Source organism: Massilia mucilaginosa (genome assembly GCF_011682145.1).
Classification (GTDB): domain Bacteria; phylum Pseudomonadota; class Gammaproteobacteria; order Burkholderiales; family Burkholderiaceae_D; genus Telluria_A; species Telluria_A mucilaginosa.
Genome location: NZ_WHJH01000061.1, coordinates 1 through 25683, shown reverse-complemented (window position 1 = coordinate 25683; position 25683 = coordinate 1). Strand labels below are relative to the sequence as shown.

General features: G+C 64.2%; 22 protein-coding genes. 11 read left to right on the top strand and 11 right to left on the bottom strand.

Going from position 1 to position 25683, the window contains the following annotated elements; genetic code table 11:
- The first annotated feature begins 186 nt into the window (after positions 1-186).
- Positions 187-483: a GIY-YIG nuclease family protein gene (locus tag F2P45_RS29440; RefSeq protein ID WP_166881788.1), complete on the top strand. Its 297-nt coding sequence runs from the start codon at positions 187-189 to the stop codon at positions 481-483.
- A 164-nt stretch (positions 484-647) separates the two neighbouring features.
- Here F2P45_RS29440 and flhA read toward each other — a convergent pair whose 3' ends face one another.
- Both flhA and flhB read right to left on the bottom strand, forming a co-directional pair.
- Positions 648-2732: a flagellar biosynthesis protein FlhA gene (flhA, locus tag F2P45_RS29435; protein ID WP_166881775.1), complete on the bottom strand. Its 2085-nt coding sequence runs from the start codon at positions 2730-2732 to the stop codon at positions 648-650.
- Entirely contained in the window at positions 2729-3907 is a 1179-nt protein-coding gene (flhB, locus tag F2P45_RS29430) for a flagellar biosynthesis protein FlhB (RefSeq protein ID WP_166881774.1), read from the bottom strand. The genes flhA and flhB overlap by 4 nt, the downstream gene beginning before the upstream one ends.
- 160 nt (positions 3908-4067) lie before the next feature.
- On the opposite strand from flhB, the gene F2P45_RS29425 reads away from it, so the two are divergent.
- Entirely contained in the window at positions 4068-4556 is a 489-nt protein-coding gene (locus F2P45_RS29425) for a DUF6328 family protein (protein WP_229505376.1), read from the top strand.
- Here F2P45_RS29425 and F2P45_RS29420 read toward each other — a convergent pair.
- Entirely contained in the window at positions 4553-5551 is a 999-nt protein-coding gene (locus F2P45_RS29420) for a fumarylacetoacetate hydrolase family protein (RefSeq protein WP_166881773.1), read from the bottom strand. The two genes, F2P45_RS29425 and F2P45_RS29420, sit on opposite strands and share 4 nt — an antisense overlap.
- A gap of 19 nt (positions 5552-5570) precedes the next feature.
- Positions 5571-6287: a pseudouridine synthase gene (locus F2P45_RS29415; RefSeq protein WP_166881772.1), complete on the bottom strand. Its 717-nt coding sequence runs from the start codon at positions 6285-6287 to the stop codon at positions 5571-5573.
- A 238-nt stretch (positions 6288-6525) separates the two neighbouring features.
- Between F2P45_RS29415 and F2P45_RS29410 the strand changes: the two genes are divergently transcribed.
- A complete protein-coding gene (locus F2P45_RS29410) occupies positions 6526-6936 on the top strand; it encodes a hypothetical protein (RefSeq protein WP_166881771.1) in 411 nt (136 codons plus the stop codon).
- 420 nt (positions 6937-7356) lie between these two features.
- Here the strand turns inward: F2P45_RS29410 and F2P45_RS29405 are convergent, their stop codons facing one another.
- Genes F2P45_RS29405 through F2P45_RS29390 form a run of 4 tightly spaced genes read right to left on the bottom strand, consistent with a single transcriptional unit; the run spans position 7357 to position 10485 of the window.
- Positions 7357-8355, bottom strand: a complete 999-nt coding sequence (locus F2P45_RS29405; protein ID WP_166881770.1) for a S49 family peptidase — start codon at positions 8353-8355, stop codon at positions 7357-7359.
- 51 nt (positions 8356-8406) lie between these two features.
- Positions 8407-8781, bottom strand: a complete 375-nt coding sequence (locus F2P45_RS29400; RefSeq protein ID WP_370663327.1) for a Rieske (2Fe-2S) protein — start codon at positions 8779-8781, stop codon at positions 8407-8409.
- Entirely contained in the window at positions 8781-9440 is a 660-nt protein-coding gene (locus tag F2P45_RS29395; RefSeq protein ID WP_166881768.1) for an HAD-IA family hydrolase, read from the bottom strand. Before F2P45_RS29395 ends, F2P45_RS29400 begins: the two co-directional genes overlap by 1 nt.
- A gap of 52 nt (positions 9441-9492) precedes the next feature.
- A complete protein-coding gene (locus F2P45_RS29390; protein WP_187367247.1) occupies positions 9493-10485 on the bottom strand; it encodes an RluA family pseudouridine synthase in 993 nt (330 codons plus the stop codon).
- 810 nt (positions 10486-11295) lie between these two features.
- On the opposite strand from F2P45_RS29390, the gene F2P45_RS29385 reads away from it, so the two are divergent.
- The 6 genes from F2P45_RS29385 (at position 11296) to F2P45_RS29360 (ending at position 20037) form a co-directional block, all read left to right on the top strand.
- Complete coding sequence (locus F2P45_RS29385) at positions 11296-14478, top strand: Rne/Rng family ribonuclease (protein WP_166881766.1); 3183 nt, start codon at positions 11296-11298, stop codon at positions 14476-14478.
- Between the two features lie 74 nt (positions 14479-14552).
- Positions 14553-15887: a chromate efflux transporter gene (chrA, locus tag F2P45_RS29380; protein WP_166881765.1), complete on the top strand. Its 1335-nt coding sequence runs from the start codon at positions 14553-14555 to the stop codon at positions 15885-15887.
- The gene (moaA, locus tag F2P45_RS29375) at positions 15880-16992 is read left to right on the top strand and encodes a GTP 3',8-cyclase MoaA (protein ID WP_166881764.1); all 1113 of its coding nucleotides are present in this window, start codon (positions 15880-15882) and stop codon (positions 16990-16992) included. Before chrA ends, moaA begins: the two co-directional genes overlap by 8 nt.
- A 12-nt stretch (positions 16993-17004) precedes the next feature.
- A complete protein-coding gene (gene mobA, locus F2P45_RS29370) occupies positions 17005-17616 on the top strand; it encodes a molybdenum cofactor guanylyltransferase MobA (RefSeq protein ID WP_166881763.1) in 612 nt (203 codons plus the stop codon).
- A gap of 20 nt (positions 17617-17636) precedes the next feature.
- Entirely contained in the window at positions 17637-18920 is a 1284-nt protein-coding gene (gene moeA / locus F2P45_RS29365; RefSeq protein WP_166881762.1) for a molybdopterin molybdotransferase MoeA, read from the top strand.
- 244 nt (positions 18921-19164) lie between these two features.
- On the top strand, positions 19165-20037 hold the full coding sequence (locus F2P45_RS29360) for an MHFG family PEP-CTERM protein (RefSeq protein ID WP_166881761.1): 873 nt from the start codon (positions 19165-19167) through the stop codon (positions 20035-20037).
- 5 nt (positions 20038-20042) lie between these two features.
- Here F2P45_RS29360 and F2P45_RS29355 read toward each other — a convergent pair whose 3' ends face one another.
- The 3 genes from F2P45_RS29355 to cqsA are packed head-to-tail and all read right to left on the bottom strand — an operon-like array spanning position 20043 to position 23059.
- A complete protein-coding gene (locus tag F2P45_RS29355; RefSeq protein WP_166881760.1) occupies positions 20043-21377 on the bottom strand; it encodes a DNA recombination protein RmuC in 1335 nt (444 codons plus the stop codon).
- 15 nt (positions 21378-21392) lie between these two features.
- Complete coding sequence (locus tag F2P45_RS29350; RefSeq protein ID WP_166881759.1) at positions 21393-21782, bottom strand: group II truncated hemoglobin; 390 nt, start codon at positions 21780-21782, stop codon at positions 21393-21395.
- 32 nt (positions 21783-21814) lie between these two features.
- On the bottom strand, positions 21815-23059 hold the full coding sequence (gene cqsA / locus F2P45_RS29345) for an alpha-hydroxyketone-type quorum-sensing autoinducer synthase (RefSeq protein WP_166881758.1): 1245 nt from the start codon (positions 23057-23059) through the stop codon (positions 21815-21817).
- A 152-nt stretch (positions 23060-23211) separates the two neighbouring features.
- On the opposite strand from cqsA, the gene F2P45_RS29340 reads away from it, so the two are divergent.
- Both F2P45_RS29340 and F2P45_RS29335 read left to right on the top strand, forming a co-directional pair.
- The gene (locus tag F2P45_RS29340; RefSeq protein ID WP_166881757.1) at positions 23212-24522 is read left to right on the top strand and encodes a sensor histidine kinase; all 1311 of its coding nucleotides are present in this window, start codon (positions 23212-23214) and stop codon (positions 24520-24522) included.
- A gap of 20 nt (positions 24523-24542) precedes the next feature.
- Positions 24543-25535, top strand: coding sequence for a response regulator (locus tag F2P45_RS29335; RefSeq protein ID WP_166881756.1), 993 nt, complete (start codon positions 24543-24545; stop codon positions 25533-25535).
- Positions 25536-25683: the final 148 nt, after the last annotated feature.

The window sequence follows — 25683 nt, the reverse complement described above, 5'->3', positions numbered from 1 at the left end:
AGGATGGTAAAAGGGGTTCATTTCGATCGCGTCGTTCCCGCGCTGAGCAAACCGCCGCTCCCCGCCGTCGTTCCCGGCATTGCCGGAACCGACTTCCCGCGCAGGCGGGAACCCAAGTACGCGTAATCTCCCACACCATTGAGCCAGGCCAGAAACCAGCACTTGTAACAGCCCACCATGCATGCCATGGAAAAGTACAGCTATGTCTATATCCTCGCCAGCGATCCGTATGGCACCTTGTACACGGGCGTGACATCGGACCTGGTGAAGCGTATCTGGCAACATCGTAGCGCCCTTGCCGAGGGTTTCACAAAGCGCTATCGGGTGGACAAGCTGGTTTGGTATGAAATGCACTTTGACATCATGGAAGCGATCAAGCGCGAGAAGCAGATCAAGAAGTGGCGGCGCAACTGGAAGGTGAATCTGGTGCAGGCCGGCAATCCAACATGGCGCGATTTGTATCTGGATTTCACTGCGGACTAAGGGGTGTCGTCGTTCCCCGCCACTAACCCGTCGTCTCTGGCATTGCCAGACCCGACTTCCCGCGAAGGCGGGAACCCAAGTTCGTTCCGTCGCCAACGGCTGAGCAAGAAACTTGGGTTCCCGCCTTCGCGGGAACGACGAGGTAAAGGGCTACAAGAACTTTGTTACTGCGCACCCACCAAATTCGTCACATGAATCGTCTTGGTCTCCGGAATCTCATTGTGCGACAGCACCTTTAACTGCGGCAGCGCCCGGCGCAGGAATTTCGACAACAAGGCCCTTAACGGACCCGGCACCAGCAACACCGGCGTCAAGCCCATCTGCTCCTGCTGCGCCGCCGCCGCGCCAGCCTGCTGCGCGATCGTATCGGCCAGGCCCGGCTCGATCCCGGCGCCATCGCCGCCCGCGCCCATGGCCTGCATCAGCAAGCGCTCAAGCCGGTTATCCAGGGTCATCACCGACAACTCATTCGTCCCCGGGAACAGCTGCTGCACAATCGCGCGCCCCAGCGCAATCCTGACCACGGCCGTCAGATCGGCCGGATCCTGGGTCTGCGGCGCGTACTCGGCCAGAGTCTCGATCACGGTCCGCATATCACGGATGTGCACGCCTTCGATCAGCAAATTCTGCAACACTTTCTGCAGGGTCGACAGCGACACCAGCTTCGGCACCAGGTCTTCCACCAGCTTCGGCGCTTCCTTGGCCAGATGGTCGAGCAAGGCTTGCACTTCGGCACGGCCGAGCAATTCCGACGCGTGGGTGGTAATCAAATGGTTCAGGTGCGTTGCCACGACAGTACCGGCATCGACCACCGTGTAGCCCATGCTCTGCGCTTCGTCGCGCAGGCCGGCGTCGATCCACACCGCCGGCAGGCCGAAGGCCGGATCGGTGGTCACCAGGCCGGCCAGGCTGCCGCTCGCCATGCCCGGATTGATCGCCAGGAACTGCCCGTTCATCGACTCGCCGCTGCCCACTTCCACGCCCTTGAGCGTGATGCGGTAGGCCGACGGTTTCAGTTCCAGGTTGTCGCGGATGTGCACCGGCGGCGCCAGGAAACCGACTTCCTGCGCAAACTTCTTGCGGATCCCTTTGATGCGCTTGAGCAGCTCGCCGCCCTGGGTCTTGTCGACCAGCGGAATCAAACGGTAGCCGACTTCCAGTCCCAGGGTATCGACCGGCATGATGTCTTGCCAGCTGGCCTCTTCCTGCTCGGTCGGGGCCGGCGGCACCGGTGCTGCGATTTCTTCCGGCGGCGGCGCCTTGGCTTTCTTGTTGATCAGATAGGCGGTGCCGCCCAGCGCAGCGGCCAGCAGCAGGAATACCATGTTCGGCATGCCAGGAATCAAGCCCATGCCGCCGATGATCGCGGCGGTAATGTACAGCACTTCCGGCTTGGCGAACAACTGGCGCACCAGCTGGGTGCCGATGTCCTGGTCGCTGGCCACGCGCGAGACCACGATACCGGCCGCGGTCGAGATGATCAGCGAGGGAATCTGCGCCACCAGGCCGTCACCGATGGCCAGCAGGGTGTAGGTCTTGGCCGCTTCGCCGAAGGGCATGTCGTGCTGCAAGACACCGACCAGCAGGCCGCCGATCACGTTGATCACGGTGACCATGATGCCGGCCACCGCATCGCCGCGCACGTATTTCGAGGCACCGTCCATGGCGCCGTAGAACTCGGCTTCCTGGGCGACTTCGGTACGGCGGCGGCGCGCTTCGTCTTCGGCGATCAGGCCGGCGTTGAGGTCGGCGTCGATCGCCATCTGTTTACCCGGCATCGCGTCGAGGGCGAAACGCGCGCCCACTTCGGCGATACGGCCGGCACCCTTGGTGACGACGGTAAAGTTAATGATGGTCAAAATGATAAACACAACGATACCGACCGTGTAGTTGCCACCGATCAAGAAGTGACCGAAGGCTTCAATCACTTTACCGGCCGCGGCGCCGCCGGTGTGGCCTTCGGTCAGCACGATCCGGGTCGAGGCCACGTTCAGCGACAGGCGCAGCATGGTCGACACCAGCAGGATGGTCGGGAAGGCCATGAAGTCGAGCGGCTTGACGGTGTACAGGCTGGTCAAGAGCACGATGACCGACAGCGCGATGTTGAAGCTGAAGAACACGTCCAGCACGAAGGCCGGCAGCGGCAGGATCATCATCATCAAGAGCATGATGATGATGGCCGGCGCCGCCAGGGCGTTGCCGCCGCCTTTCATTCCACTTAACCAGGAGGGCATATTCAGGCGGTTCATGGTGTGGCTCCGTTCTTCGGTTCAGGTGTCGTTTGCGATGCCGGGTCATGCGGGTCGAGCTCGGGTGGTACGCGCAGCCTGGTCGGCCGGTCGGGATAGGTTCCGCCCTCCTTCTTGTAGGTGCGCAGCTGGAACACATACGCCAGCACTTCGGCCACCGCCGAGTACAGCGCTTCCGGAATCTCGTCGCCGATCTCGGTGTGCTTGTGCAGCGCACGCGCCAGCGCCGGCGCTTCCAGCATGGCCACATTGTTTTCCTTGGCCAGTTCGCGAATCCTGGCCGCCACTTCATCGGCGCCCTTGGCCACCACGCGCGGCGCGCCGCGCTGGCCGTCGGCGTATTTCAGCGCCACCGCGTAGTGGGTCGGGTTGGTGACGACCACATCGGCGGTCGGCACGTCGGCCATCATGCGGCGCTGCGACATTTCGCGCTGCATCTGGCGGATCTTGCCTTTGATCTGAGGATTGCCGTCCGACTCTTTCGACTCCTGGATCATTTCCTGGCGCGTCATCTTGAGCTTGTTCGCGTAATGCCAGATCTGGTAAGGACCGTCGATCGCGGCCACGATGCCGAGGCCGCCGACGATGAACAGGAACGCCGAACCGATCAGGTCGATCATGTGGGCGCTGCCGCTTTTCAGGGGCTCGACCGCCAGGCCGATGACGGCCTCTTTCTGGCTCATCACGACCATCCAGGCGATGGTGCCGACCACGATGGTCTTGACGATCGCCTTGAACAATTCGACCAGCGCGTTGGTGGACACCATGTTGGTCAGGCCGCGCACCGGATTCAGCTTGTTGAAATTGGGCATGAAGGACTTGCTGCTGAACAGCCAGCCGCCGATCAGCAGGGGCGAGGCCAGCGCCACCAGCATGACGGCCAGCGCCAATGGCAGGCAGGCCAGCATGACCTGGGCGATATCGCTGGCCACGCGCAGGATCATGGCGTTCGGATTGAAGATTTGCTCGCGGTCCATGGCCATGCCGGAGATCATGGTCGCGTTGAGCTGGCGTACGATGCCGGCACCGAAGAACCACAGGGTGCAGCCAGCCGTCATCAGGACAGTAAAGGTTGCCACTTCACGCGATCGGGGCACGTCGCCTTCTTCACGCGCCTGCTCCAATCGCTTGGGTGACGCTGCTTCTGTCTTTTCTGCGTCGCTACTGTCTGACATGCCAGGCTCCCGTTAACAGATGCCATTATTCGCGATATTGCTCTGAAGCTATCTAGCGATTAGGGCGGCAAACAGGGCTCAATTCGGCCGGTGGCAGGCGAACGGGGCAAAGGCGCGGGCTCTCGTATAATCGAAAATTATCAACCTCTACACGAATATCATGAATTCGATGGTCCCACCCGATCCCCAGGAAGCGCTGGTCGACGCCGACCTCAAGGAGGATGGCGACTTTTCCGACATGCTCAGCGAACAGCGCATCCTGCTGCCGGGCGCGCAGATGCTGACGGCCTTCCTGATCATCCTGCCGTTCAACGGCGGCTTCAAGCAGATCGTGCACACCGAGAAGCTGGTGTTCCTGGCGACCTTCGTGCTTGCACTGATGAGTTTGGTGCTATTGAGCGCGCCGGCGATTCAGCACCGGCTAATGCGCCCGCTCAACGACCGCGCGCGCTTCAAGCGCGTGGCGACGCGGCAGATCGTGGCGGGCGCGTTCACGTTGGCGATCGCGCTGATTCTGGCAACCAACCTGGTGATGTCGGAAGTGTTCGGGCACGTGGTGGGGCTGATCATGGCGGGCGGGATCGCCACGTTCATCATGTGCGTATGGTGGTTTTTGCCGGCCTATCTAAAGCGTATGCACGGGTATTAACGGGTTTTCTTCGCTTCAGCCTGTTTCACCGTCTGATCGATGGCGCCAAAAATCGACTTGCCCGCGCCATCGAGCATCTCGATCCTGATGGTGTCGCCAAACAGCATGAACGGCGTGCTTGAGACGCCATCGGCGATCATCTCCAGCGCGCGCTTCTCGGCGATGCAGGAGTAGCCGCGCTTGGCATCCTTGTTCGACACCGTGCCCGAACCAAGAATCGTTCCGGCGCGCGCATTGCGGGTTTTACACAAATGTGCCAGCAGTTGAGCGAAGTTGAATACCATATCGACGCCGGCATGCGGCTGGCCGACCAGCTTGCCGTTCCAGGTCGAACGCAGCGGCAAATGCACCTTGGCGTCCTGCCAGGCGTCGCCCAGCTCATCGGGCGTGACCGCCACCGGCGAAAACGACGATGCCGGCTTGGACTGCAAGAAACCGAAACCCTTGCCCAGCTCGGCCGGAATGAGGTTACGCAGCGATACATCATTGACCAGCATCAGCAGGCGGATCTGGTCGAAAGCCTGGTGCGGCGTGCTGCCCATCGGCACATCGCCCGTGATCACGGCCATCTCGGCCTCGAAATCGATGCCCCACTCTTCATGCGCCAGCACGATCTCGTCGGTCGGCCCGAGAAAATCATCGCTGCCGCCCTGGTACATCAGCGGATCTTCCCAGAACGAGGCCGGCATCTCGGCATTGCGCGCCTTGCGCACCAGCTCGACGTGATTGACATACGCCGAGCCATCGACCCACTGGAACGCGCGCGGCAGCGGCGCCATGCACTTTGCCGTATCGAAATCGAAACTGCGCGCCGTGCGCCCGGTATTGAGCAGAAGAGACAGGTCGTTCAGCTGGGGCGCGATGAAGGCCCAGTCGTCCAGCGCCGCCTGCAGGGTGGGCGCGATGCCGTCGGCCACGTGCGCCGTTTTCAGGTCGCGCGCGACCACCACCAGCTGGCCGTCGCGGCTACCGTCCTTGAGTGTGGCTAATTTCATAATGTGAGCTAAAGCGCAATCAAGCGGGCACCAGCAAGTCGCGCTGCGCCTGATCCAGGTAGCACCATTCGCCTTCGGCAAGGCCGAGCGACTCCAGGGTCAGCTGGCCGATGGCGGACCGGTGCAGCGCGCTGCAATGGTTGCCGGCCGCGGCCAGCATGCGTTTGACCTGGTGATACTTGCCTTGTTCCAGCACGATTTCGAGCTGGTGCTCGCCGCGCTGCACACAGCTGAGCGCCGCCAGTGGCGCCGGCTCGTCATGCAGTTTGACGCCGGACAGGAGTTGTGCAATCAGTTCAGGCGTGACGGGGTCCTGCGTGGTGGCCTGATATATCTTGGGCACGTGCCGCTTGGGCGAGGACTGGGTGTGGATGAACGGCCCGTCGTCGGACATCAGCAACATGCCGGTGGTGTCGTGGTCGAGCCGGCCGACCGGTTGCACGTCGCGCCAGGTGAATTGTTCGGGCAGCAAGGTCAGCACGCCCGGATGGTGGCTCGGCTTGCGCGAACACTCGACGTTGACCGGTTTGTGCAGCGCGATATACACATGTTCGCGGTAGACCCACTCTTCGTCGAAGATGGTCATGACCAGGCCCTCGGTGTCGATCGCGGTCTTGTAGTCGGTGTGGGGAGCGCCGTTGATGACGATTTCGCCATCCTCGATCAGGGTGCGGCAGTATTTGCGTGTGCCGAATCCCTGCGATTGCAGGATGCGGTCCAAAGATAATTTACTCATGGGCGAGACTTTACCAGATGCGCCCCGTAGCGGATAGGAATCGGCCTAGTGGTTTGTAGGACAAATGCCGAACCAGTGCGAATTACGGAAGAGCCATTACGCATCTTTGACACAGATCAAGAGTGACAGGGGTCCGGTTGTTACACTGAAACTTCAGTAGGAATCGGCCTAACGCCACCTGCCAATGCTTACGGCACCACTAGGATAACTGAACAGTACCAACATGATGAGGACCAGGATGCGCACCATTACTAACGCCGCGACGCCATTGGACAACGCCGACTTCCTGGAATCGGCCGCCGACAATCTCCCCGACAATCCGCTGGCGCAGTCGGCGCTGGAAACGACGCGCGATGCGATCGCCCGCTGGACCGGCGGCATCCACCTGCCGCGCATGCTGGTGCCGGGCATGGTGCGCGTGTCGCCGCAGGCGCGCTGGTATGCCCAGGCCAATCAGGGCTTCCAGGAATGGCTGAGCCAGGGTGGATTCCAGGGCGTCGATGGCGACGCGGCTGGCGCCGGCATGGCCGAAGCGGGCCTGCGCGCCAATTGCGCCGGCCAGGTGGCGCTCGATGTGGCGTCGTCGCAGCAAATGACCGACCCGCTGCGCACGGTGGATGCCGAAAACAGCGATTTCTGCCTGGATTGATCCCCTTCATCGCCCCGCAATCGTGGGCGGTGGCAGGCGTGGTTGCACACCGAAGACGTCAAACCCGTCGTCCCTGCGCTTTTGCGTGCGGACGACGCGGTTTATTGGGTGATCACCGATCAGTCCTCGCCACCAGCGAAACGCACATCGGAACATGGGTCAATATACAAGGGCGGGAATACATCGGCTGGATGGAAAACGACGGCTTTTACGCCGCCGTTTCCAGGTCCCCGTGCGGGGACTTCATGCGAGGAATTGTAATTCTCTCTATGCCGCATCATGATGCGGTTAGTAGTTCATTTCAAACAATATGCTGCCAACACACGCTTTACTTTTTATATCGGCCTCCCTTGGAAAGAACTACAGGTCCACTATAGAACACCTGCCCGAACTTTCAAGGAAAATATTTCAACTTCGAACTCAACGCAACACCGGGCGCGCCGCCGGTCCCAGTGTTTTTACCATTCCCGCCCCCACCGACGCACCGAATTTTTTCAGCACCCGCTCCGGCAAACCTTCATGCGCCGTGTAGTCGACAATATCTTCGGCCTTGACCACATCGCGCGCGGTCGTCTCGACCGTGCCGAAACCATCGGCCAGGCCCATGTCGACCGCCTTGGCGCCGCTCCAGAACAGACCCGAAAACGTTTCGGACGTCTCTTTCAGGCGCTTACCGCGCCCGGTACGCACCACGGAAATGAATTGCTGGTGGATTTCGTTGAGCATGGCCTGGGCATGCGCCTTGTGCTTGTCCGATTGCGGGCTGAAAGGATCGAGGAAACCCTTGTTGTCGCCGGCCGTGAGCAAACGCCGCTCGACCCCGAGTTTCTCCATGGTGCCGGTAAAGCCGAAACCGTCCATCAGCACCCCGACCGAACCGACAATACTGGCCTTGTTAACATAGATCCTGTCCGCCGCCGCCGCGATGTAATACCCGCCCGAGGCGCAGATTTCATCGACCACCACGTACACCGGCTTGGCCGGATAGGCCTGTTTCAGGCGCAGGATCTCATCGACGATATTGCCCGCCTGGACCGGGCTGCCGCCCGGGCTGTTAATCCGCAGGACCACCGCCACCGAGCCGGAATCGGCAAATGCCTTGTTTAAGGAGGGGATCACCACGTCGGCCGATCCGCTGCCTTCCGATTCGATGCTGCCGTCGATTTCGATCAGGGCGGTATGACGCCCCAGCGTCTCGCCGTCGGTACCGGTGAAATCGAAATCGAAAAACGCCCACAGCGCGAAAAACGCCAGCCCGAGAAACGTCAGCCTGAAAAAGATCCCCCAGCGGCGCGTGGCGCGCTGTTCGCGTACCGTGGCAAAGACCAGCTTTTCCAGGGTCTCGCGTTCCCAGTTGCCCGTGGTCGGGACCGCTGCCAGCGCGTTGTCCTTGGAATCGCCGAAAGTGTTGTCGCTCATAAATCGCTTTACATAAGTGGTTTCTGCTGCTTGTGCTGTGTCGTGCTGTCGTCAGGCGCCAGGCGGCTGGATGAACTCGTCGGGTTCCCAGTAAATCCGCCCGTCTTCCTCGCGCACGCCGATCGGGCGCAGGCGCCCGCCCTTGCACGGTCCGCCCGCGCAAAAGCCGCTTTCGGGAACGTAGATGGCGCCGTGGGTCGAGCACATCAGGTACACGCCGCTCGACTCGAAGAACTCGCCTTCGGCCCAGTCCAGCTCGATCGGCACGTGGGCGCAGCGGTTCAGATAGGCGTAAACTATCCCTTTGTGGCGCACCACGAAGCCGGTGGCCTTGTCGCCGAAGGCGAAGACGCCGAAACGTACGCCCTTCCCGCCTTCGAGCACCTGTTCCGATGCACAGACCAGCACGCCGCTCTGCCCGGCCATCATGCGTTCTCGCTCAGCCAGGTGCGCAGCTCGGCCACCGTCTGCGCCGAGTAAATCGGCTTGCAGGCGCTCAGCTGATCGTGCGGATGGGCGCCGTACTGCACGGCGATCCCGGCCGCGCCGGCGTTATTTGCCATCAGCAAGTCATGCGTGGTGTCGCCGATCATCACCGTGCGCTTGAGATCCTGCCCCAGTTCACGCGTCAGCTCCTGCAGCATGGCCGGGTGCGGCTTGGAGAATGTCTCATCGGCGCAACGGGTGGCGTCGAACAGCGACAGCAGCCCGACCGCATTCAGCGACCGGTTCAGGCCGACGCGGCTTTTGCCGGTGGCCACCGCCAGAAAGTAGGCTTCCTGCGAAAGTTCGGTCAACATCTCGCGAACGCCGTCGAACAGCACCAGTTCGTGGTCCTTCGATAAAAAGTGAAAACGGTAGCGCTCGACCATGCGCGGGTAAAACGCCGGGTCGATATTCGGCATCACGGCCTGCATCGCTTCGTGCAAACCGAGGCCGATGACGTGCGAGGCGGCATCGTCGCGCGGGATCGGCAAGCCGAGGTCCCTGGCTGCGGCCTGGATGCACTTGACGATGGTGGACGTGCTGTCCATCAAGGTGCCGTCCCAGTCGAAAACGATCAGATCAAATTGCTTACGTGCCATGTATTGCGGCCGCTTGTGGCGGCCGGCTCCTTCCAGAATTGATCGACGCGCTTTAGCGCGGTGCTGTGTTCAGCGGTTTACCCAAGCTTACCAAGAAACGTTCGCATTCTGCTGGCAACGGTGCATTTATCGTCACATCCTTGCCGGTTTCCGGATGGGTAAACGTGATTTGATGCGCGTGCAGGAACATCCGCTTGAGCGCGCCGCGCGTGGCGTCGCCCTTGAGCAGCACGCGGTTGAGCGCAAAATCGCCGTATTTGTCGTCGCCAAGGATGGCGAAGCCCGACGAAGCCAGATGTACGCGAATCTGGTGGGTGCGTCCGGTTTTCAGTTCGGCTTCGAGCAGGGCGAACTTGTCGAACTTGCGCAGCAGGCTGAACACGGTATGCGATTCCATGCCGCCGGCCTGCACGCACACGCGCCGTTCGCCGTCGGCGGTGGTGAACTTGTGCAGCGGCAGCTTGATGTGCTGGCGCGCGTTTTTCCAGTCGCCCGCGACCATGGTCAGGTAGCGTTTGTCGGTCAGGCCGTCGCGCATCTGCTCGTGCAGGTTGGTGAGGGCCGAACGCTTTTTGGCCAACAACAACAAACCCGAGGTTTCGCGGTCGAGCCGGTGCACCAGTTCCAGGAACTTGGCATCCGGCCGGGCCGCGCGCAACTGTTCGATCACGCCGTAGGACACGCCCGAGCCGCCATGCACCGCCACGCCGCAAGGCTTGTCGATGATGAGCAGGTGCGCGTCTTCGAACAGGATCGGGAACTCGGCGCCCGGTACCACGGCGCTCGATTTCTCGGCCACGCGCACCGGCGGAATGCGCACCACATCGCCGCTTTCGAGCCGGTACAGCTGGTCGATACGGCCTTTGTTGACGCGCACTTCGCCGGAGCGCAGGATCCTGTAAATATGGCTCTTCGGAACGCCCTTACAGACCCGCAACAAGTAGTTGTCGATCCGCTGTCCGGCTTCTTCTTCGGTAATTGTGACAAATTGGGCTTGAACGGGGGCCTGTGATGAAGGGGGAACAACATCGTTTTGCATCTTCATTTGCTCTGTCTTCCCAGAAATTCTCTCTAAGTCCTTCATTTTGAATATATAATCGACAGGCGGCGGTCAAACCTCTGCTGGTGTAAGAATTAAAACGATATTTTACACAGGGGCGTCTCCATCGGCCCCGCCAAATTGCAAATTCGATGGAAAAAATGTGTACGCACATCCCGGCGCGAATCAAGGTTGCACCGTTGTTGTAATCGGATAACGCGCAAGGCTGCGGAATGGATTGTTTGGAATTGTAAGGATAAGTACTGGCAAGCTGTCCCTCGGGGCCAGCTCGCCGGATGATGGCGTCGATAACGCTTGTCGTTTTCGCCCGACCCGATGTAAGCCTCATCCTGAAGGCTTGAGAATAAGGGGACCTCGAACAACCTGCTGCGCGGCGTAATTGTCGCCCTGCGATGCTCACCGTACCTTCGTACGGCTGCGCTTCTCGGACGACACTTGCGTCGCTCGCTACGGTTTTTCGAGGCCCCCCAAGGGCTGGTGTTTAAGCCTGGTATCGAAGTCTTAGTATGTTCGCTGGCTACGGTTTGGCTCACCGATTTCGCTCAGCCTGGCTTTGTCTGCGCCCCGAACAAACCGGGGCTGCTTCAGCTAAGTTGCAGGTGCTGCGTACACTCGGCATGTCGATCGACCCCACCGCGCCCTGTTGCGGCCGTGACGCTTTGCGTTGCTGCGCCGTGCGAAAAGGCATACCCACCCTCCACTTCCCTTCCCGCGTACATCCCCTGTACTTTTCGCCGCCCTGCGCCCAGCGCAAGGTGGCACTGGAACGGCCCACGGGTCGCGGAGTCAATAAAAATGAAACGCATGTTGTTTAACGCTACGCAGCAGGAAGAACTGCGCGTAGCGATTGTCGACGGTCAGAAACTGATCGACATCGATATCGAGACCGCAGGTCGCGAACAGCGCAAATCGAATATCTACAAGGGCGTGATTACCCGCATCGAACCGTCGCTCGAAGCCTGCTTCGTCAGCTACGGCGAAGACCGCCACGGTTTCCTGCCATTCAAGGAAGTCGCCCGCACCTATTTCCGCGAGGGCGTCGACGTGCGTACCGCGTCGGTCAAGGAAGCGCTGCGCGAAGGCCAGGAAATCATGGTCCAGGTCGAGAAAGAAGAACGCGGCAACAAGGGCGCCGCCCTGACCTCCTTCGTTTCCCTGGCCGGCCGTTATCTGGTCCTGATGCCGAATAACCCGCGCGGCGGCGGCGTGTCGCGCCGGGTCGAAGGCGAAGAGCGCCAGGAACTGCGCGAAACGATGGACAAGCTGGACCTGCCGCAAGGCATGTCGGTGATTGCCCGCACCGCCGGTATCGGCCGCAATGTCGAAGAACTGCAGTGGGACTTGAATTACCTGATGCAACTCTGGCGCGCCATCGAAGGCGCCGGCAAGTCGGCCAGCGGCGCCTTCCTGATCTACCAGGAATCGTCGCTCGTGATCCGCGCGATCCGCGACTACTTCCAGCCCGATATCGGCGAGATCCTGATCGATACCGACGATATCTACGAACAAGCGCACCAGTTCATGCGCCATGTGATGCCCGACATGATCCACCGGGTCAAGCGTTACAGCGACGATGTACCGCTGTTTTCGCGTTTCCAGATCGAACACCAGATCGAAACCGCGTATTCGCGCACCGTGCCCCTGCCGTCCGGCGGTGCGATCGTCATCGACCACACCGAAGCCCTGGTGTCCGTCGACGTCAACTCGGCCCGCGCCACCCGCGGCTCCGACATCGAAACCACCGCCTTCAATACCAACTGCGAAGCAGCCGAAGAAGTAGCACGCCAGCTGCGCCTGCGCGACCTTGGCGGCCTGATCGTCATCGACTTCATCGACATGGAAGTGGCGAAGAACCAGCGCGAAGTCGAAACCCGCCTCAAGGATGCCCTGCACCACGATCGTGCACGCGTTCAGATGGGCAAGATTTCCCGTTTCGGCCTGATGGAACTGTCGCGCCAGCGCCTGCGTCCGTCGCTGTCGGAAGGCTCGCATGTGACGTGCCCGCGCTGCTCCGGCACCGGCCACATCCGCGATACCGAATCGTCCGCCCTGCAGGTGCTGCGCATCATCCAGGAAGAGGCGATGAAGGAAAACTCGGCCACCATCCACGTGCAGGTGCCCGTCGATGTCGCCGCTTTCCTGCTCAATGAAAAACGTGGCGAAGTGCTCAAGATCGAGAACCGCCACCGCATCAGCGTGATCCTGATCCCGAACAAGCACCTGGACACGCCGCACTACAAGCTCGAGCGCATCAAGCACGACGATCCGCGCCTCGAAGACAGCCAGGCCAGCTACAACCTGGCCGAAGAAGCCGAAACCGACATGGCTTACAGCAAGCGCCAGAAGGAAGAAGTCAAGCCGCGCCAGGAAGCCGTCGTCAAGACCATCACCCCGGACCAGCCTGCCCCGATGGTGGACCGCTCCGAAGTGCTCAAGCCGGTCGCCCCGCCGGTCCAGGCGCCGGTGCTGACCGCGCCTGTCGAAGAAGGTTTCATGGCCAAGATCATGAATTTCTTCTTCAAGAAGGAAACGCCGGCGATTGTTGCCCCAGCGCCTGTGGCGCCGGCCAAGCCGGCCGCGGCCCCTGCCGCCCGCGAAGACCGCAATGGCCGTGGTCCGCGCGCCCGCCCTGGTCGTGGCGGCAAGCCGGACGGCCGTCCCGAGCGCGAGCCGGGCAAGCCTGCCGCACTGGAAGAAGCCGGCAAGCCGGGCGACGCCGACAAGGCCGCCCGTCCGCCACGCCCTCCACGTCCACCGCGCGAGCCGCGTGAGCCGCAGGTCGACGCCGCCGGTGTGCCGGTGGCGCCACGCGCCGAACGTGCCGAGCGCCCTGAACGCGGCGAGCGTCCGGAACGTGGCGAGCGCGCCGAGCGCGCCCCGCGTCCACCGCGCGAACGCGCCGACTACCGCACCCCGGTCGCCGAAGCGAAGAGCGATGAACTGGCCGTGTCGCCAGTGGTGGCCGCCGCAGCCGCAGCGACAGTGAATGTTGCTGTGCCACAAGGCGACGAAGAAGCCGCCGTGCCGAAAATGATCACCACGATCGGCCCGAACGGTGAAGAAATCGAAGTCGAAGCCGGTGGCGATGAGCCGCGCCGTCGTCGTCGTCGTGGCGGACGCAACCGCAATCGCCGCGACCGCGACCAGGCCGAGGGCATGGACGGCGAAGACGGCGACGTTGTCAACGAAGCCAGCTTCACCGTCGAACCAGCGCCAGCCGACGCAAACGTGTCGTTCGACAAGATTGCAGCGCCGGTATTCGCGGCCGCGGAACCTGCCGTAGCCGAGCCTGTCGTGGCCCAAGCGGTCGTTGCCGAAGTTGCCGCCCCGCTGGCCGCGCCGGAAGCCGAAGCCGCGCCTGAGCCAGTGTCGGAATACGTGGTGGCGCCAGCGCCGGTGGAAGCACCAGCCCCGGCCCCGGCACCAGTCGACGCCGCACCGGCCCCGGCCGAGCCGGCACCAGTCGCCGAGGTGCTTGCCGAAGCGCCAGTCGAAGCAGCGCCGGAAGTGGCGCCAGTACGTGAAGAAATCGTACCGGCAACCATCTTCACCCCGGCCGAGCCGGTTGCGGAAGTTGCTCCGGTACCTGAAGAAATCGTGCCTGCAACCATGTTCACCCCGGCCGAGCCGGTCGCCGAGGAGGCACCTGCCCCTGTAGCGGCTCCAGCACATGAGCCTGTTGCAGTCGCAGAACCGGCACCTGTGGCCCCGCCTGCGCCTGTCGCCCCGCCAGCACCAGCACCAGCGCCTGTCGTCCCGCCGGCGCCGGCGCCAGTCGCAGCCGCTCCGGTTGCCGACCTGACCGAGATCCTCGGTTCGGCCGGCCTGACCCTGGCAGCCACCGATCCTGACAAGCTGCGCGCAGCCCAGGAAGCGGCCGCCAGCGCAGCGCCACCGGTACGCGTGCCACGCGAGCGCAAGCCGTTGCCGCCGCAGGTCGAGGAACCGCTGATCCAGGTCGACACCAGCCGCCAGTAATCACGCGGTCACATTAAAATGGGAAGCTTCGGCTTCCCTTTTTTACGTCGCAACGCCACGTATCGACACCCACAATGAACCTGCCCGCCGACACCCGCCCCGATCCCGTCCCCCTGCGCGTCGCCTTCTGGTACTGGCTCAAGCTCGGCTTCATCAGTTTTGGCGGCCCGGCCGGCCAGATCGCGCTGATGCACACCGAACTGGTCGAGCGGCGCCGCTGGATCTCCGAACAGCGCTTCCTGCACGCGCTGAACTACTGCATGCTCCTGCCCGGCCCCGAAGCGACCCAGCTGGCCATCTACATCGGCTGGCTGATGCACAAGACGCGCGGCGGCATCCTGGCCGGCCTGCTGTTCTTCCTGCCCTCGCTGCTGATCCTGATCGTGCTGTCGTGGATCTACATGGCCTACGGCACTCTGCCGGTGGTGGCCGGCATCCTGTACGGCATCAAGCCGGCGGTGGTGGCGGTGGTGCTGGCGGCGGCCTGGCGCATCGGCTCGCGCACCCTGAAAAACCGCACCCTGCTGGCGATCGCCGTCGCCGCCTTTTTCGCCATCGCCCTGGCCGAGTTGCCGTTCCCGCTGATCGTGCTGGCGGCGGCCGCCATCGGCATGCTTGGTGGACGCCTGCTGCCCGCGCACTTCCAGGTCGGCGGCAAGCACCCGGACAGCCGCGCCTCGTACGGCATGGCCCTGATCGACGACGACACCCCCACGCCCGCCCACGCGCGCTTCACCTGGCCGCGCCTGGCGCGCGTGGCCCTGGGCGGCCTCGCGCTGGGCGGCGGCGTGTGGCTGCTGCTGGCATGGCGCTACGGCGCCGCCGGGGCCCTGGCGCAGATGGGCTGGTTCTTCACCAAGGCCGCCTTGATGACGTTCGGCGGCGCCTACGCCGTGCTGCCCTACGTGTACCAGGGCGGCGTGGAGCACTACCAGTGGCTCACCGCGCCCCAGATGATCGATGGCCTGGCGCTGGGCGAAACCACGCCCGGCCCCTTGATCATGATCGTCGCCTTCGTCGGCTTCGTGGGCGCCTGGAGCCATGCCATTTTCGGGGCCGGCAGCGTGCTGCTGGCCGGCGTGGCCGGCGCCTGCGTGGCCACCTTCTTCACCTTCCTGCCCTCGTTCATGTTCATCCTGGCCGGCGGCCCGCTGCTCGAAGCCACACGCGACAATGTGCGCATGACGGCGCCGCTGACCGCCATTTCGGCGGCCGTGGTGGGCGTGATCGTCAGCCTGGCGCTGTTCTTCGGCCAGCACGTGTTCGTGCGCGCCGGGCAGGTCGACATCGCCGCCATCGCCATCAGCGCGGCCGCCTGCGTGGCCCTGTTCCGCTACAAGGCCGGCACCATCAAACTGCTCGCCGCCTGTGCCGTCGCGGGGCTCGTGCTATCGTATCGGCATGGCTGAAAAAATTATCATGCTCAGCGACGGCCGCGCGCCGCCGCCGGCAATCCCCGCGCGGCTCGCTGCGCCCACCGGCCTGTTGGCCGACGCGCTCGGGCGGCCCCTGCACGACCTGCGCATTTCCGTCACCGACCGCTGCAATTTCCGCTGCGTCTACTGCATGCCGAAAGAAGTGTTCGACAAGGACTACGCCTACCTGCCGCATTCCTCGCTGCTCTCGTTCGAAGAAATCACCCGCATCGCCACCCTGTTCGTCGCCCACGGCGTCGAAAAGCTGCGCCTGACCGGGGGCGAACCGCTGCTGCGCAAGAACCTCGAACGCCTGGTCGGCATGCTCAGCGCCCTGCGCACCCCGAGCGGGCGTGCGCTCGACATCACCCTCACCACCAACGGCTCGCTGCTGGCGAAAAAGGCGCAGTCGCTGAAAGACGCGGGCCTGAACCGGGTCACCGTGTCGCTCGACTCGCTCGACGACGCCACCTTCAAGCGCATGAACGATGTCGACTTCGCGGTGGCCGACGTGCTGGCCGGGATCGACACCGCCCATGCGGTGGGCCTGGGGCCGATCAAGATCAACATGGTGGTCAAGGCCGGCATGAACGACCAGGAAATCGTGCCGATGGCACGCCACTTCAAGGGCAGCCCCCACATTTTGCGCTTCATCGAATACATGGACGTCGGCGCGTCGAATGGCTGGAACCTGGCCGAAGTGATCCCGTCGGCCGAGGTGGCGCGCCGCATTTCGGCCGAGATGCCTTTGGCGCCGCTGCAGGCGAACTACAACGGCGAAACCGCGTCGCGCTGGCGCTATGCCGACGGCGGCGGCGAGATCGGCCTCATTTCCAGCGTCACCCAAGCGTTCTGCAAGGATTGCTCGCGCGCGCGCCTGTCGACCGAGGGCAAGCTGTACACCTGCCTGTTCGCCAGCCGTGGCCACGACCTGCGCGCCCTGCTGCGCGACGGCCGCAGCGACGCCGAAATCTCGGCCGCCGTCGGCGCCCTGTGGAGCGTGCGCGCCGACCGCTATTCCGAAACCCGTACCATCAACACGAGCGGCATTGATGAACATCGAGAAAAACGCGTCGAAATGTCCTACATCGGCGGCTAAGTGACAATATCAGTGACAGCACTCGACGACATCACCGGCCTGGTCCTGGCCGGCGGACGCGGCACCCGCATGGGCCACGTCGACAAAGGCCTGCAAGCCTTCCGTGGCGCCGCCATGGCGCGGCATGTGCTGCGCCGCCTGGCGCCGCAGGTGGGCGCGCTGGCGATCAACGCCAATCGGAACCTGGACGTCTACGCCGGTTTCGGGGTGCCGGTGTGGCCCGATCAGCTGAGCGGTTTCGAAGGCCCGCTGGCCGGGCTGGCGACCGGCATGGCCCGCTGCGCCACGCCGCTGCTGGCCACCGCGCCGTGCGACTCGCCATTCTTGCCGCCCGACCTGGTGGCACGCCTGCACCAGGCCTTGACGGCCGGCGGCGCCGACCTGGCGCTGGCCGAAACCGAGGAACCCGGCGCCGACGGCGCCCCGCGCATCCAGCCGCAGCCCGTGTTCGCCCTGGTGCGCGCGGCCGCCCTGCCCCACCTGGCAGCCTACCTCGCCGGCGGCGGACGGCGCATGGATGGCTGGTACGCCGCCATCACGGTCGCGCGCGTGCGCTTCGACGATGCCAGCGCCTTCCGTAACATCAACACGCTGGACGAACTGCGCCAGTGCGAACCAGAATAATCCATCTACCTGCGCACACCATGACCCTGCCGACCCTGAACGACGTCACCAGCTGCCTGTCCGCCTACGATCCCGACGCCCTGCCCGTGCGCGACGCCCAGCGCATCATCCGCGACTTCATCAAGCCGGTCGACGGCATCGACCAGGTGCCGCTGCTCGCGGCGCTGGACCGGGTGCTGGCGGCCGACATCATCTCGCCGATCAGCGTGCCGGCGCACGACAATTCGGCCATGGACGGCTACGCGCTGCGCGGGGCCGACCTGACCGCGACCGGCCCGGTCACCTTGGCGGTGGTGGGCACCGTGTTCGCCGGGCGGCCGTGCGCCGTGGTGCCGGCCAGCGGCGAGTGCGTGCGCATCATGACCGGCGGCGTCATGCCGGCCGGCTGCGACAGCGTGATCCCGCAGGAGCTGGTGGCGGCAATCGGCGCCGGCAGCATCACCATCGCGCCGGGCGTGATCCGCAGCGGCGATAACCGCCGTTTCGCCGGCGAAGACCTGTCGGCCGGCAGCGCCGCCCTGCGCAAGGGTAAAGTCATCCGCCCGGCCGACCTGGGGCTGCTGGCGTCGCTCGGGATTGCCACGGTGCCGGTGACGCGGCGCCTGCGCGTGGCGTTCTTTTCCACCGGCGACGAACTGCGCTCGATCGGCCAGCCGCTCGACGCCGGCTGCGTCTACGACAGCAACCGCTATACCCTGCACGGCATGCTCACGCGCCTGGGCTGCGAGATCGTCGACATGGGCGTCGTGCGTGACGACCCGCAAGCGCTCGAAGACGCCTTGCGCCACGCCTGCGAGAACGTGGACGCGATTGTCACCTCGGGCGGGGTCTCGGTCGGCGCGGCCGACTACACGCGCGCGATCATGGCCAAACTGGGCGATGTGAGCTTCTGGAAGATCGGCATGCGCCCGGGGCGCCCGCTCGCGTTCGGACGCATCGCCTCGAACGGCCACAGTGCCTTCCTGTTCGGCCTGCCCGGCAATCCGGTGGCGGTGATGGTGTCGTTCTACTTCTTTGCGCGCGACGCGCTGCTGCGCATGATGGGCGCCGAGGCGCCGCTGCCGCTGTTCAAGGTGCGATCAAGCTGCGCCATCCGCAAGAAACCGGGGCGCACCGAGTACCAGCGCGGCATCCTCGCGCGCGGCGACGACGGCGCGCAAACGGTGCGCATCACCGGCGCGCAGGGCTCCGGCATCCTGCGCTCCATGAGCGAGGCCAACTGCATGGTGATCTTGCATGATGAACAAGGAAACGTCGACGCCGGCGATCTGGTCGAGATCATGCCATTTGAAGGGCTGATGTGAGCCAACCCGTCGCGGCAAGCAACAATTTACACGCAATGTGAATTTTCTAATAACATTGTTGTTTTCAAGTCACTATGTTTTATCATAGCTTGCATTTATATTTCCCTGACATCTAGCTAGTTATCATAGGAGAAATGACTAAAAGCCATCGTTGATGTCTTTTTACTATTACTAAAATGATCACGGTTTTTTGAAAATCGCTTGCTAATATTGGTCTCTACACAAACCTATCCGGTAAGAGATCATGAAGCGCGCAAGCCGCATTACCGTCGCAAACGACAAGGTCGCGGGGCCTGTATCGGCCTGCCTGTTGATGCTGGGCGCGGCGCTGATGCTGGCCGCGAACCCGGCCCAGGCGGCGGCCGCGAGCCGCGTCGCCAAGTGCGACTGGGACCGTCCCGGCGTGAACCCGTTCATGGGCGACGTGGTCGCCGCCGTCGACCGTTACCGCGACATTCCGCCGCTGGTGCGCGCGCGCCTCAAGCAGCGCATGGCCGACCGCAATTTCGACGAATTCGTCACCATCGGACGCGATTCGATCAAGGGCCAGAACTACTACGACCCGACCATCCGCGACATGCATTTCGGCGCCGGCACGGTGTGCGGCAACGTCTCGCGCGCCGGCTGGAGCGCGCGCACGAAACAGGCTGGCCTGGTGTACTGCGAAGGCGATCACTGCATCCTGGTGCCGACCGTGTGCCGCAACGTGAGCCGGATTCACCGCCTCGGCACCAGCGCGCCGAAACGGGGCCGCGCCGACGCCGGCGGGCCGGGCTCGTCGACCTCGCTCGCCGACGAGCCGGCAGCGACCGACAGCGAACTGGCGATCGCGCCGCGCGGCGGCAGCGCCACGACCAAGTCGGTGGTACCGGAGCGGGCGCCCGCCGCGCCTCCGGGCGCGATCGGCTACCAGGGCGCGATTCCGGTGACGCCGATCGGCACCGGCGGTTTCGGGCCGCCGTTCAGGGACGGACCGACCACCGGCATCGACCTCACGCCGGTCCCCGAGACCAATGTGCCGGCGGTGCCGGTGCCGGAGCCGGGACAATGGATGATGATGGGATTGGGCCTGGTGGCTGTGCTGGGTGCCGCCAGGCGCCGTGTGCGGGCGCGCTAGCCTCGCTACGCCTCGCTATCCAGATCCGGCCCCAGCATCAACTGCGCCGCCTCGCTCGGCAGCGCCTCCACCGATTTCAGCTTGCGCGCCATCTGGCGGCTGCGCACTTCGGCGCTCTCGATATTCTTGGCCGCCTTTTCCAGGGTCAGCTTGGTCTGGGTGAGCACATCGCCGAACTTGGTAAATTCCGTCTTCACCGCGCCCAGCACCTGCCACACTTCCGACGAGCGCTTTTCCAGCGCCAGCGTACGGAAACCCATCTGCAAACTATTGAGGATCGCCGACAAGGTCGACGGCCCGGCGATCGACACGCGCAAGGTGCGCTGCAAATCGTCGGCCAGCCCCGGCCTGCGCATCACCTCCGCGTACAGCCCCTCGGTCGGCAAGAACAGGATCGCAAAATCGGTCGTCAGCGGCGGCGATACATACTTGTCGCAGATGGTCTTGGCCTCCAGCCGCACCGCCCGTTCGAGCTCGCGCCCGGCCAGCGCCACGCCGTCGGCGTCGGCCCGGTCGGCCGCGTCGAGCAGGCGTTCGTACTGCTCCTTGGGGAACTTGGCGTCGATCGGCATCCACACCGGCACGCCGCCGTCGACATGACCGGGCAGCTTGATCGCAAACTCGACCCGCGCGCCGGTGCCGGGAATGGTTTCGACATTCTTGGCATACTGGTCCACCGTCAGCACCTGTTCGAGCAGCATTTCGAGCTGCACTTCGCCCCAGGTGCCGCGCGTCTTGACGTTGGTGAGCACGCGTTTCAGGTCGCCCACGCCGATGGCCAGCTGCTGCATCTCGCCCAGCCCCTGGTGCACCCGCTCCAGCCGTTCCGACACCTGGCGGAACGATTCGGACAGGCGCGTCTCGAGCGTCGCATGCAGCTTCTCGTCGACCGTCTTGCGCATTTCTTCCAGGCGCGCGCCGTTATCGTTCTGCAGGTCGCGGATCTTCGCCTCCAGCGTCGAGCGCACTTCCAGCATGCGCTGCGCGTTCGATTCGGTCAGCGCCGACAGGGTCTGGTGCATGGTGTCGGCAAAGCGCTTGAGCGTGGCCGACTGCTCTTCGCGCCCGCTGATGCTGGCCAGGTGAATCTGCTGGCGCATGCTGTCGAGCTGCTGCACGGTGGCGCCGTGGTACTGCGCGAGGCTGGCGCCGATGTCCTGGCGCGTGCCCTGGGCGCCGGCCTGCAGTTCCAGGCGCAGTTCGCGTTCCAGCCGTTCGAGCTGCAGCTTTTCCAGCTGCGCGCCGTCGCCATTGCCGCGCGCGCGCAACAGCGCGAGCGCTTGCAGGATGATGACGACAAGCGCCAGCGCGGCGAGGATCAGGAATTCGGTCTGGGTCATTGGATCAATCGGACATCAACCCGGCTGGTTGCGCATCCAGTCGGCGGTCTGGTAGAACGACTCCATCAGGCGCAGGCGCAATGCTTCGTCGATGCCGATGTCTTCCATCGCCCACGCCATGGCGCGCAGCCACTGATCGCGCTCGCTGCCGCCGATCGCAAACGGCAGGTGGCGCGCGCGCAGGCGCGGGTGGCCGTACTGTTCGACGAACAGGTCGGGCCCGCCCATCCAGCCGCTCAGGAACATGAACAGCTTGTCGCGCGAGCCGTCCATCGAGGGCGGATGCAGCGCGCGGATGCCGGCGAACTCGGGTTCGAGTTCCATCAGGTCGTAAAAGCGGTCGACCATCTCGCGCACGCGCGTTTCGCCACCGATGACGTCATACAGGGTTTGTGGTTCACTCATGCCGCCATGATAGCGCAGCATGCGCGCCGCTGTCAGACCAGTGTGAGGCGGCGCAGGCGCCGCGTCGACGGCCAGCTGTCCATGCCGACCTCCAGCCGCATGTCGGCGCAGGCGTCGAGCAGGCGCGCGCACTGCGCGCCGGTCAAGCCGCTGTTGAGGGTGAGGCGCACCAGCGAGCGGTTCTTGGCGGTGGCCGGCGCGCAGAACACGGCGCCATAAATCCCGCGCCGCTCCAGCGCCTTGCGCAGCGCCAGCGTGCGCGGTTCGGGTCCGGCTTCGAGCGCCACGATCTGTTCGCTGCCGTCGTCGACGTTGTAGCCCAGGGCGCGCAGGCCGTCGCGCACCGTGCGCGTGACGCGGGCCAGCGCGGCGCGGCGCCCGTCGGCGCGCGCGATGAAGTCGAGCGCGGCGTCGAACCACGCCAGCTCGTGTTCGAGCAGGCAGGAGCTGAAAATCGCCGGACGCGAGGCCGACAGGAAGTAGCCCTTGAAGTGGCTCGAACAGGTAATGAAGCCGGCGCGTCCGGCAAAGCTCTTGGCCAGCGAGGCGGTGCGAAAATGCACTTGCCCGGCCAGGCCCAGTTGCGCCACCAGCCCCGCCCCGCGCGGGCCGTGGGTGCCGAGCGAATGCGATTCGTCGACCACCAGGATGCTGCCGCTGGTGCTGGCGATGCGCGCGATCGCGCTCAGGGGCGCAACGCTGCCGTTGGTGCTGTACAGCGCGTCGACCACGATCACGCCCGGACCGTGCTTGCGCACCTGGCGCTCCAGATGCGCCGCGTCGTTGTGCAGGAAAGGCAGCGCCGCGGCCTGCGCCGACTGCGCGCCTTCCCACAGCGAGGCGTGCGCCATCATGTCCAGATACACCGGCACACCCGGTCCGGCGATGGTTTGCAGCAGGCCGACGTTGGCGGCCCAGCCGGACTGCGTCAGCACCCCGTCCTCGGCCCCCATGAAGGCGGCCAGCTTCGCTTCCAGCCGGTGCTGGGCGCTGCCCTGCTGCAGGAACACCGACGACATCAGCATGCCGCCCCGGTTGCGCAGCAGGCAGCGCGCCTGCGCGTCCTGCAAGGCTGCTTCGCCGGAAATGCACAGGTAGTCGTTGCTGGCCAACATGATTGCGCCGGGCTGGGGTGCGGTCCACACATGCAGGTGCTCGCCGCCCAGCAACTGCGCCACCCGCGTGACGTAGTGCTCGTCCATGCGGCCGGTAACGAACGATGGCATGGCCGGTACGGCGCGCAAGGCAGGCGAAATTTGATCGACAGCAAATGACATGAATTCTCCTTGGAAAAAGCATCCATTCTGTGCCGCCCTTCCTTGACAATCCTGCAACATCGATGGACCTTGACATATATCAAATTGCAAAATATCAACATAGGTCAAGATTGTCCTTTCCCGCCCACCCGTGCGAGCCAGGAAAGCTTTTCATGACCTTTGCCAGCGCCACTGCCCCCTTGTCCGCCGACCGCCTGCGCCAATCCTTGCTGCGATGGCTGCTGCAATGGCTGGTGCGGCATGAGGGCCATCACGCGCACGCGACCGGGCGCTTCATCCTGCTGGCATGGATCGGCTTCCTCGGCATGCCGGCCTACTATTCGATCTGGACCTACTGGTTCCCGCAGGAGTTCGAAAGCCTGGCCTTGCGCATGGTCGGCGCCGCCCTGTGCCTGCCCGCGCTGGCTCCCGGCCGCCTGCTGCGCGGGCGCTTCGTCAACGCCTACCTGTTCATCGCGGTCACTTACGTGCTGCCGTTCCAGTTCGTCTTCATGTACCTGATGAACCACGGTTCGGCCGTGTGGAGCCAGTCGCTGCTGATCGCGCTGACCGTGCTGTTCCACTTCCGCACGCGCTGGGCGCTGGCCGCCTGCGCCGCCGGCAGTGCGCTGGCCTGCGCCCTGTTTGCGCTGGTGGGCGACGCGGCCTTCATGCTCAGTCCCACGGTGCTGGAACAGCTGCCGATCTATGCGTTCACCATCATCGCCGTCTCGGTGGCCAAGGCCGGGCGCGGGGCGCTGGCGCGCGAAAAGCTGGCCGGCATGGCGCACGCCCTGGCCAGCGTGTCGCACGAACTGCGCACGCCGCTGGTCAGTGTGGAGGCCAATGTGCGCGGCATCGGCCGCCGCATCGCGCCGCCGGCCAAGGCCAGCGAGGCCGACTGGCAGGCGATGAGCGAGGCCATGGCGCGCATCCAGTACGAGGTGCGCCACATGAAGCACATGATCGACCTGTTCCTGCTGTCGGCCAGCGCGGTCGAGCAGCGGCTCGAAGCGACCGAGCTGGTGTCGATGCGCGAGGTGGTCGATTCGGTGATCCGGCGCTATCCGTTCGCGGCGCAATCGCAGCGCGATGCGGTCAGCGTCGACATCCGCACCGACTTCCGCTTCGCCGGCAAGCACGAGCTGTCGGTGGTCATCTTGCTCAACCTGCTGCGCAACGCGCTCAAGGCGCTGCACCGGGCCGGCAAGGGCCGCATCCGCATCGTCGTCGATGGCCGCCCCGAGCTGCCGCGCCTGCTGGTCATCGACACCGGCTGCGGCATCGCCGAGCGCCACTTGCCGCTGATCTTCCAGCGCTTCTATTCCTACCCTCCCAGTTCCGGCGCCGGCATCGGCCTGGCCCTGTGCAAGGACATCATCGATGCCTGGCACGCCAGCATCCGCTGCGTCTCGCGCGAACTTGGCTACACCATGTTCGTGCTCGAGTTCCCGCGCGTGGCCGTGCCGCCGGACCCGCATTGACCTCTTATGAAAGGCCCAGCATGACCCTGCCGATCTACAGCCATCCCAGCCTGACCGTCCTGATCGACGACAGCGACAGTTTCCTGAAAAGCGTCGCCTTCCAGCTCGACCCCGCGCTGGCCAGCAAGTGCTTTGCCGATACCAGCAGCGCGCTGGCCTGGATCGGCGCCCACGGCGAGCCCCAGCCGGGCCGGCTGGCGGCCAGCCACGATACCTATCCCGATTCGAAAGACCGCTGCAACGTGGCCGTCGACATCGAGCAGATCCACCGCATCAGCTTCGAGCCGGAACGCTTCATGACGCCGTCGGTGGTGGTGGTCGATTATTCGATGCCGCAGATGGATGGCCTCGAATTGTGCGAGGCACTGCGCCACCTGCCCTGCAAGAAAATCCTGTTTACCGGCGTGGCCGACGAAAAAGTGGCGGTCGACGCCTTCAACCGCGGCCTGATCGACCGCTACATCAAGAAAAGCGACGACGGCGCGCTCGACAGGCTCGAAGCCGAAATCGTGGCCTTGCAACGCGAGTATTTCGCGGCCCGCTCCGACCCGCTGCGCGACATGCTCAAGCTGCACAACCACAGTTTTTTGAGCGACCCGGCGTTCAGTGCGGTGGTGCGCATGGTGGTCGAGCAGCACGGGATCGTGGAGCACTATCTGTATCCGAATCCGGCCGGCATTTTGCTGTACGACGCGTGCGGACACGCGCAGCTGATGGTGGTCGAGACCGAGGCGGGGATGAATGCGCATTACGAAGTCGGCTGCGACAACGATGCGCCGCCGTCGTTCCTGCAGGCGGTGCGCGAGCGCTGCATCGTGCCGTATTTTCGCGAGGGCGACGGCATGTATGCGCGCGATTTCGCCAGGAACTGGCATCGCTGGACCGCGCCCGCCCAGCGCTGCCGGGGAGCCCAGGACTTCTACTGGGCGCTGTTCCCGCTGGCGCCGGGTGAGCTGGAACAACCGGCCCACCCGTTCGCGAGCTTCCTGCGCGAGCGCGAGTGCGCGCCTTGAAAGCGGCGCGCAGGCTCCTAACCTGGATGTTTCATAAACGTCATCCGCAATTCCGAATTGTCGCTCTCGACGCCGCTCGGTTCGAATTATCCTATTGTGGGCAATAGGCGCCCTACCCAATTGAACGGGGCAGGGTATAGCGGCATGA

Coding starts and splice junctions, on each gene's coding strand:
- F2P45_RS29355 (WP_166881760.1), bottom strand. CDS start 21,377: ATGACCCAGACCGAATTCCTGATCCTCGCCGCGCTGGCGCTTGTCGTC.
- F2P45_RS29385 (WP_166881766.1), top strand. CDS start 11,296: ATGAAACGCATGTTGTTTAACGCTACGCAGCAGGAAGAACTGCGCGTA.
- chrA (WP_166881765.1), top strand. CDS start 14,553: ATGAACCTGCCCGCCGACACCCGCCCCGATCCCGTCCCCCTGCGCGTC.
- F2P45_RS29425 (WP_229505376.1), top strand. CDS start 4,068: ATGAATTCGATGGTCCCACCCGATCCCCAGGAAGCGCTGGTCGACGCC.
- moaA (WP_166881764.1), top strand. CDS start 15,880: ATGGCTGAAAAAATTATCATGCTCAGCGACGGCCGCGCGCCGCCGCCG.
- F2P45_RS29415 (WP_166881772.1), bottom strand. CDS start 6,287: ATGAGTAAATTATCTTTGGACCGCATCCTGCAATCGCAGGGATTCGGC.
- cqsA (WP_166881758.1), bottom strand. CDS start 23,059: ATGTCATTTGCTGTCGATCAAATTTCGCCTGCCTTGCGCGCCGTACCG.
- F2P45_RS29405 (WP_166881770.1), bottom strand. CDS start 8,355: ATGAGCGACAACACTTTCGGCGATTCCAAGGACAACGCGCTGGCAGCG.
- flhA (WP_166881775.1), bottom strand. CDS start 2,732: ATGAACCGCCTGAATATGCCCTCCTGGTTAAGTGGAATGAAAGGCGGC.
- F2P45_RS29350 (WP_166881759.1), bottom strand. CDS start 21,782: ATGAGTGAACCACAAACCCTGTATGACGTCATCGGTGGCGAAACGCGC.
- F2P45_RS29360 (WP_166881761.1), top strand. CDS start 19,165: ATGAAGCGCGCAAGCCGCATTACCGTCGCAAACGACAAGGTCGCGGGG.
- F2P45_RS29410 (WP_166881771.1), top strand. CDS start 6,526: ATGCGCACCATTACTAACGCCGCGACGCCATTGGACAACGCCGACTTC.
- F2P45_RS29400 (WP_370663327.1), bottom strand. CDS start 8,781: ATGGCCGGGCAGAGCGGCGTGCTGGTCTGTGCATCGGAACAGGTGCTC.
- flhB (WP_166881774.1), bottom strand. CDS start 3,907: ATGTCAGACAGTAGCGACGCAGAAAAGACAGAAGCAGCGTCACCCAAG.
- F2P45_RS29340 (WP_166881757.1), top strand. CDS start 23,212: ATGACCTTTGCCAGCGCCACTGCCCCCTTGTCCGCCGACCGCCTGCGC.
- F2P45_RS29390 (WP_187367247.1), bottom strand. CDS start 10,485: ATGAAGATGCAAAACGATGTTGTTCCCCCTTCATCACAGGCCCCCGTT.
- F2P45_RS29420 (WP_166881773.1), bottom strand. CDS start 5,551: ATGAAATTAGCCACACTCAAGGACGGTAGCCGCGACGGCCAGCTGGTG.
- moeA (WP_166881762.1), top strand. CDS start 17,637: ATGACCCTGCCGACCCTGAACGACGTCACCAGCTGCCTGTCCGCCTAC.
- F2P45_RS29335 (WP_166881756.1), top strand. CDS start 24,543: ATGACCCTGCCGATCTACAGCCATCCCAGCCTGACCGTCCTGATCGAC.
- F2P45_RS29395 (WP_166881768.1), bottom strand. CDS start 9,440: ATGGCACGTAAGCAATTTGATCTGATCGTTTTCGACTGGGACGGCACC.
- F2P45_RS29440 (WP_166881788.1), top strand. CDS start 187: ATGGAAAAGTACAGCTATGTCTATATCCTCGCCAGCGATCCGTATGGC.